The organism is Methylotuvimicrobium alcaliphilum 20Z, assembly GCF_000968535.2.
Classification (GTDB): domain Bacteria; phylum Pseudomonadota; class Gammaproteobacteria; order Methylococcales; family Methylomonadaceae; genus Methylotuvimicrobium; species Methylotuvimicrobium alcaliphilum.
Genome location: NC_016112.1, coordinates 1,837,675 through 1,854,266, shown reverse-complemented (window position 1 = coordinate 1,854,266; position 16,592 = coordinate 1,837,675). Strand labels below are relative to the sequence as shown.

The following is a 16,592-nucleotide window of genomic DNA, read 5'->3' as shown; positions in this document are numbered from 1 at the left end:
CTAAGCAAAACCTCTGTTGCCTTGTAGGCCGCCGGTATGTATGGCGACAATTCGTCGACCGGCAGGAAAGAAGCCTTTCTCGATTAGGTCGTAGATCCCGTAAAACATTTTTCCGGTATAAATCGGTTCCAGTAGCACCGAGGTCTCGTATAAAAATTGCTCGATAAATTCGATTAATTCAGGCTTGGTTCGCGCAAAACCGCCGAAATGATAATCGGTGACGATATCCCAATTCTCCCGGGGCTGAGTCAACAGCGCCTCTACATCACGCTTCAAAAAAGAGCCGCCTTTCAGCGCCGAGAAACCGATGACTCGAACATCGGGCCGAACCGCTTCGATAATGCCCGCCAAGGTTGTTCCGGTTCCGCAAGGACAACAAACGACATCGTATTGAATATCGATTTCCGAAACCAGCTCGGCCACGCCTTGCAAAGCCAAATCGACCGCCCCCCCCTCCGGCAGCCAATAAGCGTTGGTATCGATTCCCGGCAAACTATTCCAATGTTTGTATTGCCTGAGATTGCGATAGTCTTCACGCGATACAAATTGCAGACGCATTCCCCAGCGCCGCAAATCGCTTAAGGTTGGATTCGACTGCGGCTCGCCGCGAATAAAACCTTCCGTTTGAATACCGAGCCGATGTCCGACATAGGCCAAGGCATGTAAATGATTCGAATAGGCGCCGCCCATGCTGACGATTTTAATCGCACCTTGCGACAAGGCATGGTTGAGTATGTATTTAAGTTTACGCCATTTGTTGCCGGATACGATAGGATGCAACAAGTCATCGCGTTTAATCCATAACTCGACCTGCCTTCTGTCCAGACACGGGGCTGAAACCTTTGTTAAAATCGAACGTGCAAATTGATTTTCGAGTGAGATAAGTTTAGGGTGCATCTATGTGCGGACGGTTTAATTTAATCGCGACGAGCGACACGATCATCGAACATTTCCGATTGAAGCGTTTGCCGAAATACCGGACCGACTTTAATATTCCGCCGGGCCAAAAAATACTCAACATCGTGCAGTTGGAAGACGGCAGCAACAAAAGCGTCTATTTGCATTGGGGCTTGATACCGTCCTGGAGCAAAGACACAAAAATCGCCAACCGCTTAATCAATGCCAGAGCCGAGACCTTGGCCGACAAACCCTCGTTCAGATCCGCTTATTCTAAACGCCGTTGCCTGATTCCCGCTACCGGCTTTTACGAATGGCAACAAACCGAAACCGGCAAACAACCTTATCATGTGCATTTTCCAGATAATCGGCTCTTCGCGTTCGCAGGGTTATGGGAGCATTGGGAAAACAGCAACGAAACCATCTATTCCTGCACGATCATTACCTGCCCGGCCTTAGCACCGGTTTCAGACATTCATGAACGTATGCCGGTTATTATCAACCTTGAAAATTATGGCGATTGGTTGAATAAACAAACACTCGAAATCGACGTGCTCGCATTCGATCAAACCTTTTCTTATCAACAAATGGAATTGACGCCGATTAGCCAGCATGTCAATAATCCGGTTCATAACGATGAAGCTTGCATTCAACCGATTCAAATAGCGCATTGATGAACCGCAATTTCATTTTCTTGGAAACAAAATAGGCTAAAGACCTTGCTAAAGCTCACTAAAAAGGTGTAGGGTTATTCATCGCGGACTTAAGTTATCAAATAAAGTTCGACTCGATCTTAAAAAGGATATGTGGCGTAACGGCTCGGGCCTAATTTGCCTCAAGGCGCAGAGTCGTTATCCTTAAGCGGAGACATGAAGTCGCCTTAATATTAATGACTTACAACAATGTCATTAAAACTGAATACATTGGAAAATTTCGTTTTTACAATGAAACCGATAAATAAACCATCACGGCATATTTATCGACTAAGGGACGGAAACAACCTAAAACTTCGGCAACCGATTCGAAATGCCTATCTGGTCGAACTGGGTGGCATAAGGGAATTTCAAGCGGCTTTGCTTAGGCTTTGCTCGACTACACGAGGATAATCAAGTGAACGTTTAATTATGTTACACATGCAATCGGTCGCTAAAGCTATATTTAGTTATGTTCCTTAAAATTTACTATAACAACATCATAAAAGAGGATATTAATATGAAACTATTAAAAACAATGACCATAGGTTTATTGATGGGCGCTAGCCAATTGGTTATGGCGGAAGATCATTCCGCGGTGGCATTGGAACATGCGCATGCCGCGGTCGAGCACGGCAAACTGGGTCACGCTCCGATTCTGGTCGAGCACGCCGAAGCTGCTTTAGAGCATGCATTGAAAGCAATGGAAAGCGCGGAAGGCGAGGAAAAAGCGCATTTGGAAGCCGCCATTAAAGTACTGGAATATTCCATCGAACATGGCAAGATGGATCATGCCGACATAGCAACGCCACCAGCCGAAGAAGCAGTTGAACACATTCAAAAATCGACTCAAGCCAAAGGGTCGGCTGCTGCGGGAGAAATTGCGATTGAAGCTCCTAAAGAGACTCCAAAATCGTCATCAGGCAAATGGCCAGTCACCGGCTATAAGAAAATAAATCAATAAACAATTTATACCCATCGTGGATCAAAATTCGGCGCCGGGGTGATCGTCAAAGGACGCCGTGAATACGTCCATGTAGGCTCTTTGCCAACATCCATGCTGGCAAAGCCTTTACCGATCTACTTAAGCATCGCCGAAATTTGAAGTGCGAAAGGTATATTATCGGGTAACCGAAAACGCAACAAAGCTCATAACAAGGTTCGAGACGGACATCCGTCTCGAACCTTGTTAATCAGGACAAGCGATTCCTCAATACTTCTACCGTATCGTCGGTCAACGGCTGCCGCTTATCGTCCCATGGCACGCCATCCAACTCCTCGGCTAAAATATCGATCGTTTCGATAAAATCGTCGAATACCGCCACAGGATCGTCGACTTCACGCGGCTGCATAAAAAACACCAAACCCGGTGTCGTGAATTTCTCCATATCCCGGTCGGGAAATATGCCCGGCTCAACCATGCTAGCCACGCCGAAATCAACCAAGCCTCTGCTATCCAATCGTTCGTAAATCTTAATATTGCCGTAGACCAATCCGACACTGTCGAAAGCCAAAGCTAGATCGGTGCCGTTAAATCCTTCATCCTCGGCAGCTATCAAACTAAATTGAATCAACGCAGGCAATTGATCTTTCGATTTTTTGGCTTGATGCGACTGCGTCGAAACATCGGCTGCCGATTGTTTGCCGGGCTCGTAGCCGTATCGCGTTTCAGTCGAATAATCCTTGAAATCGACCGAATCATCATTGTCTTGCGCAGAGTCGAGCGGCACGATGTCGAATTCGTCGTGTTCGGGATGCAAGGCCAGAGACGGATCGATATTCCGTACCGACTCCTTATCATCGAAATAAAAACCATCCCGCCGGGATTTTTTGCCTTTGAAATAAGACCACAGCAACATGACCGCGATCACAATCAACCCCATGACAATAATAACCATTCTTAAAATTTCTTTATCCATTAGCTTTCCGCCAGACTCATTGCTTCTTCGATATCCACCGCGACCATGCGCGACACTCCGGGCTCTCTCATCGTAACACCTGCCAATTGTTTTGCAATCTCCATCGTCACCTTGTTATGCGATATAAATAAAAACTGCACGGCCGCAGACATTTCTTCGACCATTTTCGAAAAACGGCCCACGTTAGCATCGTCCAGTGGCGCATCGACCTCGTCCAACAAACAAAACGGCGCCGGATTGAGCTCAAAGATAGAAAATACCAACGCAACCGCCGTCAACGCTTTTTCGCCGCCCGATAACAAATGAATCGAACTGTTCCGCTTACCGGGCGGACGGGCGATGATATTGACACCGGCCTCCAATACATCGACTTCAGTCAATTCCAGGTAAGCCTGCCCTCCTCCGAATAGCTTCGGGAATTTTTCTTGCAAACCGCTGTTTATTTTATCGAATGTTTCCCTAAAACGCTGCCGGCTTTCTTTATCTATTTTATTGATCGCTTCCGTGAGAGTATCCAAGGCTTCGGTCAAATCGGCATGCTGATCGTCGAGAAACTTCAGGCGTTCCGACTGAACTTGATATTCATCGATCGCGCTCAGGTTAATCGCACCCAACTTATCGATTTGAGTTGCTAATGCATCGACTTGCGATTTCCAGCCCTCTTCATTAGCGTCTTCCGGTATTCGCTGTAATACCTGTTCGGGCTCGGCATCGATTTCATTTAACTGTTCGGTGATTGTTTGCCGCCGAACCTGACACTCTTGCTGCTCGAAACGAAGCTTGTCCAAGCTTGCTTTCCGTTTTTCCAAGTCGCGCTGAATTTGCGTATGTCTCTCGGTTAAACCGGCGATGGTTTGTTCGGTTTCCTCGAGTAATTTTCTCGCGGCCTTCAGATCCTTCTCAAGTTTTTCTTTATCGGTACGGTATTGTTGCAATAAGAGCTTTTCATCGTCAATCGGCGCGGCCGTGTCGACGAGCTTTTGTTCCAGTTCTGCGATACGCTCGCCGGCTTGTCGATTTTGCAGGCTTAAGCGTTCGATTTGTTTTGTCGTCAAAGACTCTGAAGAACGCAATGATTCGATCTTCGACTGATAACTGAAAACCTGTTGCTTAATTTCCGAAGCTCGAGCTTCGGCGGTTTGCAGCTTAGTTTGCAAAACCCGGTTAGCCTCTTCCAAGGCTTCTTTTTGTTCATCTAGTCGATACAAATGTTGCTCGGCTTGTTGCAATTTCATTTCGGCTTCGGCTTGCATTTCGGCCTGTTCGGCGGTTTCGGCGACGATTTCATCGATTTCGTGACGAACCTGCGCCAAGCGCCGTTGTTGCTGCTCGTGCCGGGCCGATTCCGCGCTCAATTCGGCGCTTTTAGCCGATAGTTCCGATCCGAGTGCTTTTTCCTCGCGCTGCCAGGTTTCCCGATGAGCTTCGGCATCTTTCAAGGCTTGCTCGGCATCTTCGACCCGCTCCTCGAGTTGCTCAATTTGTTGTTGCAATTCCGATTGGCGAAGTTTTAACGACCGCAATTCCTTTTCGCGCTGTAACACGCCGGTTTTGCTGTCTTTAGTCCGAATGATACGCAGCCAACCGCAACCGATCCAAGTGCCGTCGGGTAGAATAATCGATTCATAAGGCTTGAGCGAAGACGCCATCGCCTTTGCAGCGGCCAAATCGTTCGCACAATAAATACCGGTCAACAAGCCATCCAAATTCCAAGGTGACTTAACTTTGTAGATCAATGCCGGCAATGAGCCTTGTTGCGAATCGCCGTTGAACTCTCGAGTTTGAAACAGCGTCACCGAATCCTCGGTCAGGTTTTGCAATACTGGAAACAGTGACTCGGCATCCTCAACGCAAACCGCCTCGAGATAAGCACCCAGAACGGTTTCGAGCGCATGATCCCAGCCGCTTTCGACTTCGAGCAACTCCGCCAGACGTTTATTATCCGTCAATTGGGCTCGATCCAACCATCCGGCCAAATGCTTGTTATCCTTCCCCATCGCATGTTGCTGCAACAACTCCAGCGATGAAATCTTGCCGTTGATACCATGCAGCTCGGAGCGCAAGCCGTGCAACTCATGATTATTTTGCTTAAGCTGTTGGCGTTGTTCCTGGATGCGTGCCAATAAATCCTCCAGTTGCCCATGCATCTCATCGCGCTGATCTTGAAGTAATTCGACCGTTGCGGACAAGTCTTCGATAGCCGCTTGTAAATGGCTTGCGGTCAATTCGCCCTGCTCGGTATACAGTTTATCCAAGCGCCCTTGCAGTTGGCGACTTTGACTATCCAACTGTTGGATTTTAACCCGTTCGATTTCTGCTTGTTCCTTAGCGCCCGAACTTGTCGCAAGATAAGACTCCCATTGCCGTTGCCAAGTACTTTTTTCATCCTGCGCTTGTTGGCGCGCCGCGTCCGCATCCTCGGCGCGCTCCTGGCTCAGCGCCAATGCTTCATCGGCTTCGAACAAGGCTTGTTTAATTTCCTCCAACTGCAGTTGATCGTTATCAAGCTCGTTAGCCGACTGCTCGAGTTGCCGCCTGAGCCGGTCAATCTCGACCACGATCTCCTCATGGCTTTTTTGATTCAACTTGATCGTTTGCTCCAAACGACCGACTTCGGAGGACGCCTGATAATAGTCGCCTTGCGTGCGATTCATCGCCGCTTGCCGATTCTTATGTTCGGCGCGCGCGGCTTCGATCGCGGCGTCGGTCTCGCGCGCCGCAACGAACAAGCGATTATGTTCTTCGGCAACTTCACGTAACTGATCATCCAATTTCCGCAAGGATTGATGATAACCATTCCAACGCATCGCGAGCAATTCCAATTTGAATTGACGCTCTTGCTGCTTTAGGCCGGTATATTTTTCGGCTTTTTCGGCTTGTTTTTGCAGATGTTTCAATTGTTTTTCGACTTCATCGCGCAAGTCGGTCAAACGTTCCAGATTTTCCCGCGTATGCTGCATGCGCGACTCGGTTTCCTGACGCCGCTCCTTGTACTTGGAAACGCCTGCCGCTTCCTCGATATGCACACGAAGTTCTTCCGGCTTGGCTTCGACCATGCGCGAAATCGTGCCCTGTTCGATGATCGCATAACTTCTCGAACCTAGACCGGTGCCGAGAAACAGGTCGGTAATGTCCTTGCGTCTGCAGCGTGCATTATTTAAGGCATACAATGATTGCCCGTCACGGCTGACCTGGCGTTTGATCGAAATCGTGTTGTATTTCGCGAACTCGCCGCCGGCCTTGCCTTCGCTGTTATCGAATATTAATTCGACCGATGCGGTACCGACCGGTTTACGCGATGCCGAACCGTTGAATATCACATCGACCATGCTGCCGCCGCGCAAATGCTTGGCCGAACTCTCCCCCATCACCCAGCGAACCGCATCGATGATATTGGACTTGCCGCAGCCATTGGGCCCGACGATCGCGGTTAAATTTCCGGCAATCGGGATCACGGTCGGGTCGACAAACGATTTAAATCCTGAAAGTTTGATTTTTTCCAGTTTCATTACTGGTACAATGCTGCTTGGTTTAAATGGAAATAACCGCGTATTATTAACGATATCCGAATTAACTTCGACTTTTTATTTTTGCTTTTTATCATCGATTCATGACGACACAACCCAGCACACAGCTCGAAACCTTCGACAACCCAAGACCCGGCAGGGATTTTACGATTCGCATCGACATCCCGGAATTCACCTGCCTGTGCCCTAAAACCGGCCAACCCGATTTCGCGACGCTAACAATCGAATATGTTCCAAGTCAACTCTGCGTCGAACTCAAATCGCTCAAACTCTATATGTGGTCCTTCCGCGACCGGGGCGCATTTCATGAAGCGGTCACGAACGAAATTCTCGATCATATAGCCGCGGCGATCCATCCTAACTTCATGCGTATCCGCGCGAATTTCAATGTGCGCGGCGGCATTTACACGAATGTGATCGCCGAACATAAAAACCCCGACTGGCAAGCGCCGGAACCGGTGCATCTGCCCTAAATTTTTCGATGGCGAAGACCTATTACAATGCCGATATTGCCGTCGCGCTCAAATACGACGGCAAGCATGCGCCGAAAGTCACCGCAAAAGGCGAAGGTCTAACCGCCGAACAGATAATGGCCATTGCCGACCAACACGGCATTCCGCTGCAAGCCGAACCCGAGTTGGCCCGAATTCTGGCTCAGGTACCGCTAGGCGAGGAAATCCCCCGAGAACTCTATATCGCGGTCGCGCAAGTGATCGCGTTCGCTTACTTTCTGAGCGGCAAAACTCCTGAAAATTTCACGAACCATGACGATTAAAGAAACCCTAACCACCCTGCCCCAATATGTTTTGCCTCATCATACGCTCTCGCAGTTGATGAGCAAACTGACCCATTGCGAAAACAAGCGTTGGAAAAACCTGTTCATCAAGCAAATCATACGGCACTACGGCGTCGACATGAGCGAGGCGCTCGAGCCGAATATCGACGCCTATGCCAGCTTCAACGAGTTTTTTACGCGCCAATTAAAACCCGAAGCCAGACCGATTGCTAACGAACCCGGCGCGATCGTTTCGCCGGCCGACGGCGTCGTCAGCCAGGCAGGCAAAATCATGGACGGCGATATTTTCCAGGCCAAAGGTAAAAGCTTTACCGCAACGCAGCTACTCGGCGGCGATGGCGAACGCGCCGAAGCATTCAAAGACGGTTCGTTCGCAACCATTTATTTGTCGCCTCGCGATTACCACCGTTTGCACATGCCGTTGACCGGAACCTTGAAAGAAATGATCCATATTCCAGGCCGTTTATTCAGCGTCAATGCCGCAACGACCAACAGCGTACCCGGGCTGTTCGCGCGCAACGAACGCGTCGCGGCAATCTTCGATACCGAAGCGGGCCCGATGGCTTTAGTATTGGTCGGCGCGATCTTCGTATCGAGTGTCGAAACGGTTTGGCACGGTGTGGTCACGCCGCCGACGATCGAAAAAGTCAGAACCTGGCATTACGAAACCGATGCTCCGCACTTGAATATCGGCGAAGAAATGGGGCGTTTCAACATGGGCTCGACGATCATCGTCTTGTTCGGCAAAAACAAAGCCGACTGGCAATCGGATTTCACGGCCGACAACCCGGTGAAATTAGGTCAATTGATCGGAAAGACCTTAGGGTAAAAAGAAACATTGAGGACGAGTTATAAACCCGTCCCGCCGAGGGGAATCCCGTCGTCTAATTTTAGAACAGCGATGAGTACAGCAGCGTGAGCCGAAAATCCTCTCAAATGTTACGATCGATTAATCTTGCCATTGCGATCGTGCTGTATTTGAGTCTGAGTCACTGGTTGGGCGGCGAAATCGGCCTTGCCGGCGGCGGTATTGCCATATTGATCACTATCGCTTGGTTATGGATTAGCGAAGCACTCCATATCAGCGTGACCGCGCTACTAGTCCCCTTGCTGGCCTCGGCGAGCGGCATAATGGCTTTTGACGAGGCGCTTAGCCAATTTGCCGACCCGGTTATTTTTCTATTTCTCGGCAGCTTCGCTCTCGCTGGCGGCTTACAGAAACAAGGACTTGATCGCTGGATTGCGGCCTCGGTGATTGCAAAGGCGGGCAGCCGTGTCGATATCGCATCGCGCTATCTATTCTGGTTAACCGCCGTCTTATCGATGTGGATCAGCAACACCGCAACCACCGCGATGATGCTACCGCTGGCGCTCGGCCTGTTATCGCCTTTAAACCCCAAGGAATTCCGCTCGACCTACATCTACATCCTGCTCGGAGTAGCGTTCTCAGCCAACATCGGCGGCATAGGAACCCTTGTCGGAAGCCCGCCAAACGCTATTGCGGCATCCACTGTCGGTATCGATTTCGGCCAATGGATGCTGTTCGGTCTACCCACTGTATTGCTCATGATGCCGCTAATGGAATTGGCCTTACGCATTGCGATTCGTCCGAATTTACAGGTCGATATAGAAACTCCGGAGCACGAAATCCTTTGGTCTCGATCTCATACTTTAATGCTGGCGGTATTTTTCCTGACGGTAGGACTTTGGGCATTCGGAGCACCGCTGACTCGATGGCTGGGTATCGGCCGCGGTTACGATGCGGCGGTAGCCCTATTCTCGCTGATTTTGATGCACGGATTGCGTTTAGTTCATTGGAAAGATATTGAGAACAATGTCGACTGGGGCGTATTGCTGCTATTCGGCGGAGGCCTTACACTCAGTCTCGTTTTGTCCTCTAGCGGTGCGGGCGCATGGCTCGCCGGACAACTCGGCGGCCCTTTTGCCGCGATGCCCGTATTAGGCAGTCTTATGCTGATGATCATGTTCGCCATGCTGCTTACCGAAGTTGCCAGTAACACGGCTACTGCGGCACTGCTGATACCTTTGTTTATCGGTATAGCGCCTCAGATCGATAATCAATCGATCGCTATCGTAGTGGCCATTACGACTTCTTGCGCCTTCTTGCTTCCGGTCGCGACGCCGCCGAATGCGATAGTTTTCGGTAGCGGCTTAGTGTCGCAAAAACAAATGATCCGTAGCGGTTTATGGGTCAGCCTATTCATTCTGCCGGTGTTATTCGGAATCGCAGCCGTGATTCGGTAGCGAGTGACCCGGTTATCATTTATACCCTTTGCTTGTCAAATTTCGGTGCCGGGGGGCCCGTCAAAGGACGCCGTAAATACGTCCATGTAGGCTCTATGATAGCATCCATGCTATCAAAGCCTTTGCCGAACACCCCGGCACCTCCATAGGCAATGCCGAAATTTGAAGTGCGAAAGGTATAATCCTAAAAAGAGCAGTTGGCATGTGTTGTAGACCGTTCGTGCTGAGTAAAGTCGAAGCATGAAGGGGCTACAACACTTTCACCGGCCTGGTTAAGCCGGTTCCGAAGAGGGTGCGGTTGCTCGATCGACAGCCGCCATCGAGCCTACATGGACGTATTCACGGCGTCCTGTCGGGCGAGTGACCGCGCCCTCCCCACGTCTCGTACTTTCATTTGCCGGGGTGATTGCCAGGCTTTCATGAACGTTAGGTTAATAACCTACTTGCGAGTCAAATATCGCGGCCGAATTTTGATATACGATAGATATAACACAGGGTTTAAAATTGTCTCTGAACACGTTTGCGCTTACACTGTCGACCGCATGAATTTCAATTTCGGCCTAATATACCATCGTCAATAATGATTACAGCAATAGCCTTACGCGAATTCAAAAGCCTGTTTTTATCGCCGTTGGCCTGGTCCATACTAGCGATTTTACAATTTATCCTAGCCTATTTGTTTCTCACCCAAGTCGAAACCTTCATCATCCTCCAGCCTCAACTCGAAGGCTTGGATAATGCTCCCGGCTTGACCGATGTTATCGCCGCCCCGCTGTACGGCAATGCCGCGATTATCTTCATGTTGGTAACGCCGATGTTGACGATGCGCCTGATTTGCGAAGAACGGCGCAATAAAACCTTGGCCCTGTTGCTTTCGGCGCCGGTATCGAGCACCGAAATCGTCATCGGCAAATATCTGGGAATTTTAGGCTTAATGCTGACTGTGCTCTTGATGATCACGTTAATGCCCCTATCGCTGCTCGCCGGCGGCACGCTCGATTTCGGCAAACTGCTGGCGAATATACTGGCATTGCTGTTATTGCTGGCCGCCTTCAGCTCGGTCGGCCTATTCATGTCGTGTCTCTCGGGACATCCGACCGTTGCAGCGATGGGCGCATTCGGGCTGTTAATGCTCTTATGGATTGTGGACTGGTCGGCCGGGCTTCGCGACGATAAAAGCGAATTATTCGAATACCTATCCTTGCTGAGGCATTTTCAAAACCTGCAAAGCGGGTTGATCAACACCGTCGACCTAATCTATTTCGCGTTATTTATCGCGACTTTCCTGATCCTCAGCATTCGTAACCTCGATAACGACCGGCTGCAAAAATGAAAATTTCGCGCCATATTCACCGGCAACTTCGCATTAAAAACCTGTTTCATACCACGCTTTGGCTTAGCATTCTTTTCGGTTTGGCATGGTTGAGCACGCTGCGCCCTATTCACTTTGACATCAGCGCCGGATCGCGCAATACCCTATCTTCGGTCAGTCAAAATGTCTTAAATTCGTTGACCGATAAAATCGTCGTGACGGCTTATATCAAAAAAGATCCGGCACTCAGATCCCAGATCAAGCAATTGATCGATCGCTTTAAGCTCCACAAGCCCGATATCGAATTGACTTTCATCGATCCCGACTCGACGCCGGAAAAAACGCGGAAACTGGAAATCGGCGCCTCGGGCGCTATCATTGTCGATTATCTAGGCCGCACCGAACGTATCAATTTTCTGGACGAGTCGACACTTACCAATGCCTTACAACAATTGACCGGCGCTCATGTCCGTTGGATCAGTTTTCTGACCGGCCACGGCGAAAGATCTCCCGAAGGGCAAGCTAATTTCGACCTGAGTCGCTTCGGCGAAGAGCTGGCGCAACGCAATATCAAAGCGCAAACGCTCAACTGGGCCGAAATACCGGCTATTCCGGATAATTCGGAATTATTGATCATCGCCGGCCCGCGCGTCGACTTATTACCTGGAGAAGTCAGCATTTTGCATGACTATCTCGAACAAGGCGGCCATTTATTTTGGTTGGCGGATCCCGACACCCTAATTCCAAGCGGCTTGTCTGATTACCTAGGCATCGACCGCTTGCCCGGCGCGATCGTCGATATGAGCGCCGGACTCTACGGCATAAATGACCCGAGTTTCGTGATAATCCCCAAATACCCGGGCCATCCGATCACGCAAAATCTACAGACGATGACGCTATTTCCCGCCGCGGCGGCGCTGCAAAGCCGCGAGGAAAGCTCATTCGACAGCGAGGTCTTAATAAAAAGCTCCGATAAATCATGGACCGACGCCGAAGAACGCAAAGGCCCGTTAAGTCTGGCTTACGCCTTAACCCGCCAAATCGATGAAACGACCGAACAACGCATCATCGTGATCGGCGACGGCGATTTTCTCGCCAATGCCTACCTTGGCAACGTCGGCAACCTTGAACTGGGCCTAAGAATGATCAATTGGCTACTCCGCGACGACCGCTATGTCGCAATTCCGGTCAAATCCGCTCCGGATCGGCATCTGCAGCTGACTCCACTATCGGTCACTTTGATGGGCTTCGGCTTTCTGTTGATTATTCCGATAGTATTGCTGATAACCGGCTGGTTGATTTGGTACCGGCGTAGACGCCGTTGAAAAGCCGGCTTGCCACACTGGATTTAATGCGACAACTTTATCATGCCTGAATTACCTGAAGTCGAAACAACCTGCCGAGGCATCAAGCCTCATATCGAAGGCAGAACCATCCAAGAAACGGTGGTGCGCCAATCGAGCTTGCGCTGGCCGGTGCCGGACCGTTTAGATCGCCTATTGAACGGACTTCGCATCGAACGAGTCGACCGGCGGGCAAAATATTTATTGCTGCACACCGAAAAAGGCGTGCTGATCATTCATTTGGGTATGTCGGGGAGTCTACGCATCGTCAACCGCGAACAAGAAATCAAGAAACACGATCATATCGACTGGATATTTTCCGATACGACGATACTGCGTTTCAACGACCCGAGACGCTTCGGCGCGGTGCTGTGGACTTCCGAAGCGATTACCGAGCATCCTTTGTTGAAAGAACTCGGCCCCGAACCCCTGCTAACCGATTTTAACGGCGACTATCTTTACCGATTGTCTAAAAAGCGAGGCCTTGCGGTCAAATCGTTCATCATGGACAGCCATATCGTGGTCGGCGTCGGTAATATCTATGCCAACGAGGCCTTGTTCATGGCCGGCATCAAACCGACCCGCGCTGCCGGCCTCATATCGCTTGCCCGTTATCGAACACTCGCCGACTGTATCCGCAACGTTTTGAGCAGCGCCATTGAACAAGGCGGCACGACGCTGAGAGACTTCGTCAACGAAACCGGAAAACCGGGTTATTTTAAACAACAGTTACAAGTCTACGGAAGAGCCGGAGCCCCCTGCCGCACCTGCTTGACGCCGCTCACCGAAATCCGCATCGCCAACAGAAGCTCGGTTTTTTGCAAACAGTGTCAAAAATAACTTCCTGATGCTATGAGTTTTATAGCGGGTTCGGTAACTCGCTTGACAGGAAACCGTGAATACGTCCGTGCAGGCTTGACGGCGGTGACTGATTGCCATGGATGGCGTGTATTAGGGCAATGCAGGAGCAATTGCCGAGGAGCAAAAATCTGCCCTGCCGCTGACACCTGCCAATCGAGCAACCGAACCCTCCTTAAAATAGGGAAGTTATTTACGGCCAAATCCTTAATTGAAAAACCGTCCTCCTGCCAAGGACTATTCCTATCCCGAAGGACAAGGGAGCAAAATCCGAAAGTTATTTTAGACAGAATTTTTAAATTACCTTTTACCGTTAATAACTTTCAGTTTGTGCATTTAAATTTTTCATGCACAATCTCGCCAACCTCAAACAACAAATCATTTATATGCCTTGGAAAAGCGTCAGTCATAGATTGTCACACTGGGTAACGTATTATCCTTGGCGCGTTCTTTTGCTTGTCTTTTCGGTCGTTGTTGCATTATCGTCCGGCGCGATGAATCTTGGGTTCAATAGCGATTCACGGGTCTATTTCAGCAAGGAAAATCCGCGGCTTCTTGCTTTTGAGGCCTTAGAGGCCGTTTATAATAGAACCGATAGCGTATTTTTTGTCATTCAACCGCCGAACGATTCCATTTTTAATCTTTCCTCCCTTCAGGCCATCGCGCAATTGACTCAAGCCGCCTGGCAGCTTCCTTATTCGAGCAGAGTCGATTCTATCGTTAATTTTCAACATAGTTATTCGGACAACGAAAACATAATCATCGCCGACTTGATTCCCGACCCGAAGGCTTTGACCGAAACCGAAATTCTATCCATAAAGAAAACGGCACTGAATGAGCCCCTGCTGGTTAATAGACTGGTATCTGTAAACGGCCATGTCGCAGGCGTCAATGTTAATGTGCATTTGCCTGGAAAAAGCCCGATGGAATCGATTCGTCTTGCCGAACGAGCACGAAAGCTCGCAGGCGAAATCGAGAGTCAATATCCCGGCGTTAAAATTCGAATCAGCGGCATAGCAATGATGAGTAATGCCTTTGTTGAGGTGGCGATGAGCGATAATCTGAAATTATTGCCGCTGATGTATAGCGTTATCATTGGGGTATTATGGCTAAGCTTGAGATCGCTATCGGCGACATTCGCCGTCGTCTTGCTCATTATGTTGGCAATGGCTTCCGCGTTAGGAACATTCGGATGGTTTCATGGCCACTTAACGCCTACCTCGGCGGTCGCGCCGACCATCATCATGACGGTTGCGGTAGCCGACTGCCTCCATGTATTGCTTGCGATACGTCAAAATATGGAGGCGGGGCAAGAAAAAAAACAAGCCATTCAAGAAAGCCTACACTCGAATTTTCAGCCGATTTTACTCACCAGCGTTAGTACGATGCTCGGGTTTCTCGGCATGAACTTCAGCGAAGCGCCTCCTTTTAGGGACTTCGGCAATATCGTCGCAACCGGCGTTGCGGCTGCGCTATTCTTAACACTTACGTTGTTACCCTCGCTGATAACGCTATTGCCAATAAGACCCCGGTTAAAACAACAACGTACCGAAAGGCCCATGCATCATTTGGCCATATTCGTGATCCGTTATCGTAAAGCATTGCTACCGATCAACGGTCTGCTTGCCATGATTCTGATCGGCTATGCACCCGACAACGAATTGAACGACGAATTCGTCAACTATTTCGGGAAATCGATCGAATTCAGGCAAGACACCGATTTTCTCAGCCAACATCTCGGAGGCATATACACGATCGAATATTCGCTTGATACTCAACAGGAAGGCGGAGTACAAGAACCCGTTTTTTTGCGAAATCTCGACCGATTTAACGATTGGCTGAAAAAACAACCCGAAACCGTGCATGTCAATACCGTGACCGATATATTCAAACGACTCAATAAAAACATGCATGACGACGACCCGAAATATTACGCTTTACCCGACCGGCGCGAACTCGCCTCTCAATACCTTTTAATGTACGAATTGTCGTTGCCATACGGCTTGGACTTAAACGATCAAATCAACGCCGATAAATCAGGTACGCGGGTCATCGTCACCTTGAAGAATTTGAGCTCTAAACAAATGCTGGCATTCGAATCGCGCTCGAAAGCATGGTTAAAAACCGACATGCCGGAAACGAGCATTGAAACCGGCAGCACGGCATTGATGTTCGCCCATGTCGGGCAACGCAATATCCGCAGCATGATTACAGGAACCTTGCTCGTACTCGTCTTTATTTCGTTTATTCTAATCGGTGCATTTCGTTCGCTAAGTTTAGGACTTATCAGCATTATTCCGAATTTAACGCCTTCTATTGCCGCTTTCGGTATTTGGGCGCTCATCGACGGGCGCGTGGGTTTGAGCCTATCCGTGGTGGCAAGCATCACGCTTGGCATCGTAGTCGACGATACGATTCATTTCATCAGCAAATACCGGCATGCACGACTGGAAAAAAACTATGGCTGCAGGGAGGCAATACGACACGCCTTTTCGACCGTCGGCGAAGCGATCTGGATCACGTCAGCGGTTTTGATCTGCGGATTTATCGTCTTGAGTTTTTCGCCTTTTACGATAAATTCGGAAATGGGGTTAATGACCGCGATAACGCTAACCATCGCCTTGTTCTTGGATTTATTACTGCTGCCGCCTTTATTGATGCTGTGGGACGGCGATGCGAATAATCGCAAATGAGCTCAATTTAGCCGGGCTAACTGTCAGCTTTTTTTACACTCTAGGCAGACAACTCGAATTGACTTATTCTTCTAAGGTATTGTTTTGCTGAATCATTGATAACTTCAAAGCTACGCCGTTAGATTGGAAACGTAAAGGTATAATAAACACATCCACACAAACGATGCCGGAATGTCCATAATTTTTACAGATCGACATAATCTTTATTCCGCTCAGTAACAAGTCAATTGTACTTTAGTACTAGCGACAAAATACTTGTCGCAAAACCATTATACCTTTCGCACTTCAAA

At 49.3% G+C, this 16,592-nt stretch carries 13 protein-coding genes; 10 read left to right on the top strand and 3 right to left on the bottom strand.

Annotated elements, in window-relative coordinates; all coding sequences use genetic code 11:
* The gene (locus tag MEALZ_RS07910; protein WP_014148103.1) at positions 1-897 is read right to left on the bottom strand and encodes a 1-aminocyclopropane-1-carboxylate deaminase/D-cysteine desulfhydrase; all 897 of its coding nucleotides are present in this window, start codon (positions 895-897) and stop codon (positions 1-3) included.
* A gap of 2 nt (positions 898-899) precedes the next feature.
* Here MEALZ_RS07910 and MEALZ_RS07905 point away from each other — a divergent pair, with 2 nt between their 5' ends.
* Positions 900-1,571, top strand: a complete 672-nt coding sequence (locus tag MEALZ_RS07905) for an SOS response-associated peptidase (RefSeq protein WP_014148102.1) — start codon at positions 900-902, stop codon at positions 1,569-1,571.
* A 538-nt stretch (positions 1,572-2,109) separates the two neighbouring features.
* Entirely contained in the window at positions 2,110-2,553 is a 444-nt protein-coding gene (gene smbP, locus MEALZ_RS07900) for a small metal-binding protein SmbP (RefSeq protein WP_014148101.1), read from the top strand.
* A gap of 229 nt (positions 2,554-2,782) precedes the next feature.
* Here the strand turns inward: smbP and MEALZ_RS07895 are convergent, their stop codons facing one another.
* Both MEALZ_RS07895 and smc read right to left on the bottom strand, forming a co-directional pair.
* Complete coding sequence (locus MEALZ_RS07895; protein WP_014148100.1) at positions 2,783-3,508, bottom strand: cell division protein ZipA; 726 nt, start codon at positions 3,506-3,508, stop codon at positions 2,783-2,785.
* Complete coding sequence (gene smc, locus MEALZ_RS07890; protein WP_014148099.1) at positions 3,508-7,017, bottom strand: chromosome segregation protein SMC; 3,510 nt, start codon at positions 7,015-7,017, stop codon at positions 3,508-3,510. Before smc ends, MEALZ_RS07895 begins: the two co-directional genes overlap by 1 nt.
* Before the next feature lie 101 nt (positions 7,018-7,118).
* Between smc and queF the strand changes: the two genes are divergently transcribed.
* From queF to MEALZ_RS07850, 8 genes are all read left to right on the top strand, one after another.
* A complete protein-coding gene (gene queF / locus MEALZ_RS07885; RefSeq protein ID WP_014148098.1) occupies positions 7,119-7,508 on the top strand; it encodes a preQ(1) synthase in 390 nt (129 codons plus the stop codon).
* A gap of 8 nt (positions 7,509-7,516) precedes the next feature.
* Positions 7,517-7,810, top strand: coding sequence for an EscU/YscU/HrcU family type III secretion system export apparatus switch protein (locus tag MEALZ_RS07880; RefSeq protein ID WP_014148097.1), 294 nt, complete (start codon positions 7,517-7,519; stop codon positions 7,808-7,810).
* Positions 7,800-8,660: an archaetidylserine decarboxylase gene (gene asd, locus MEALZ_RS07875; RefSeq protein WP_014148096.1), complete on the top strand. Its 861-nt coding sequence runs from the start codon at positions 7,800-7,802 to the stop codon at positions 8,658-8,660. Before MEALZ_RS07880 ends, asd begins: the two co-directional genes overlap by 11 nt.
* Before the next feature lie 107 nt (positions 8,661-8,767).
* Entirely contained in the window at positions 8,768-10,096 is a 1,329-nt protein-coding gene (locus tag MEALZ_RS07870) for an SLC13 family permease (RefSeq protein WP_014148095.1), read from the top strand.
* Positions 10,097-10,676: 580 nt separating this feature from the next.
* Positions 10,677-11,429 (top strand): ABC transporter permease subunit, encoded by a 753-nt coding sequence (locus MEALZ_RS07865; protein ID WP_014148094.1) that lies wholly within the window; start codon positions 10,677-10,679, stop codon positions 11,427-11,429.
* The gene (locus MEALZ_RS07860; protein ID WP_014148093.1) at positions 11,426-12,733 is read left to right on the top strand and encodes a GldG family protein; all 1,308 of its coding nucleotides are present in this window, start codon (positions 11,426-11,428) and stop codon (positions 12,731-12,733) included. The genes MEALZ_RS07865 and MEALZ_RS07860 overlap by 4 nt, the downstream gene beginning before the upstream one ends.
* A 42-nt stretch (positions 12,734-12,775) precedes the next feature.
* Positions 12,776-13,591: a bifunctional DNA-formamidopyrimidine glycosylase/DNA-(apurinic or apyrimidinic site) lyase gene (mutM, locus tag MEALZ_RS07855; RefSeq protein WP_014148092.1), complete on the top strand. Its 816-nt coding sequence runs from the start codon at positions 12,776-12,778 to the stop codon at positions 13,589-13,591.
* Positions 13,592-13,995: 404 nt separating this feature from the next.
* Entirely contained in the window at positions 13,996-16,302 is a 2,307-nt protein-coding gene (locus MEALZ_RS07850) for an efflux RND transporter permease subunit (RefSeq protein WP_046061450.1), read from the top strand.
* The last annotated feature ends 290 nt before the right edge of the window (positions 16,303-16,592 follow it).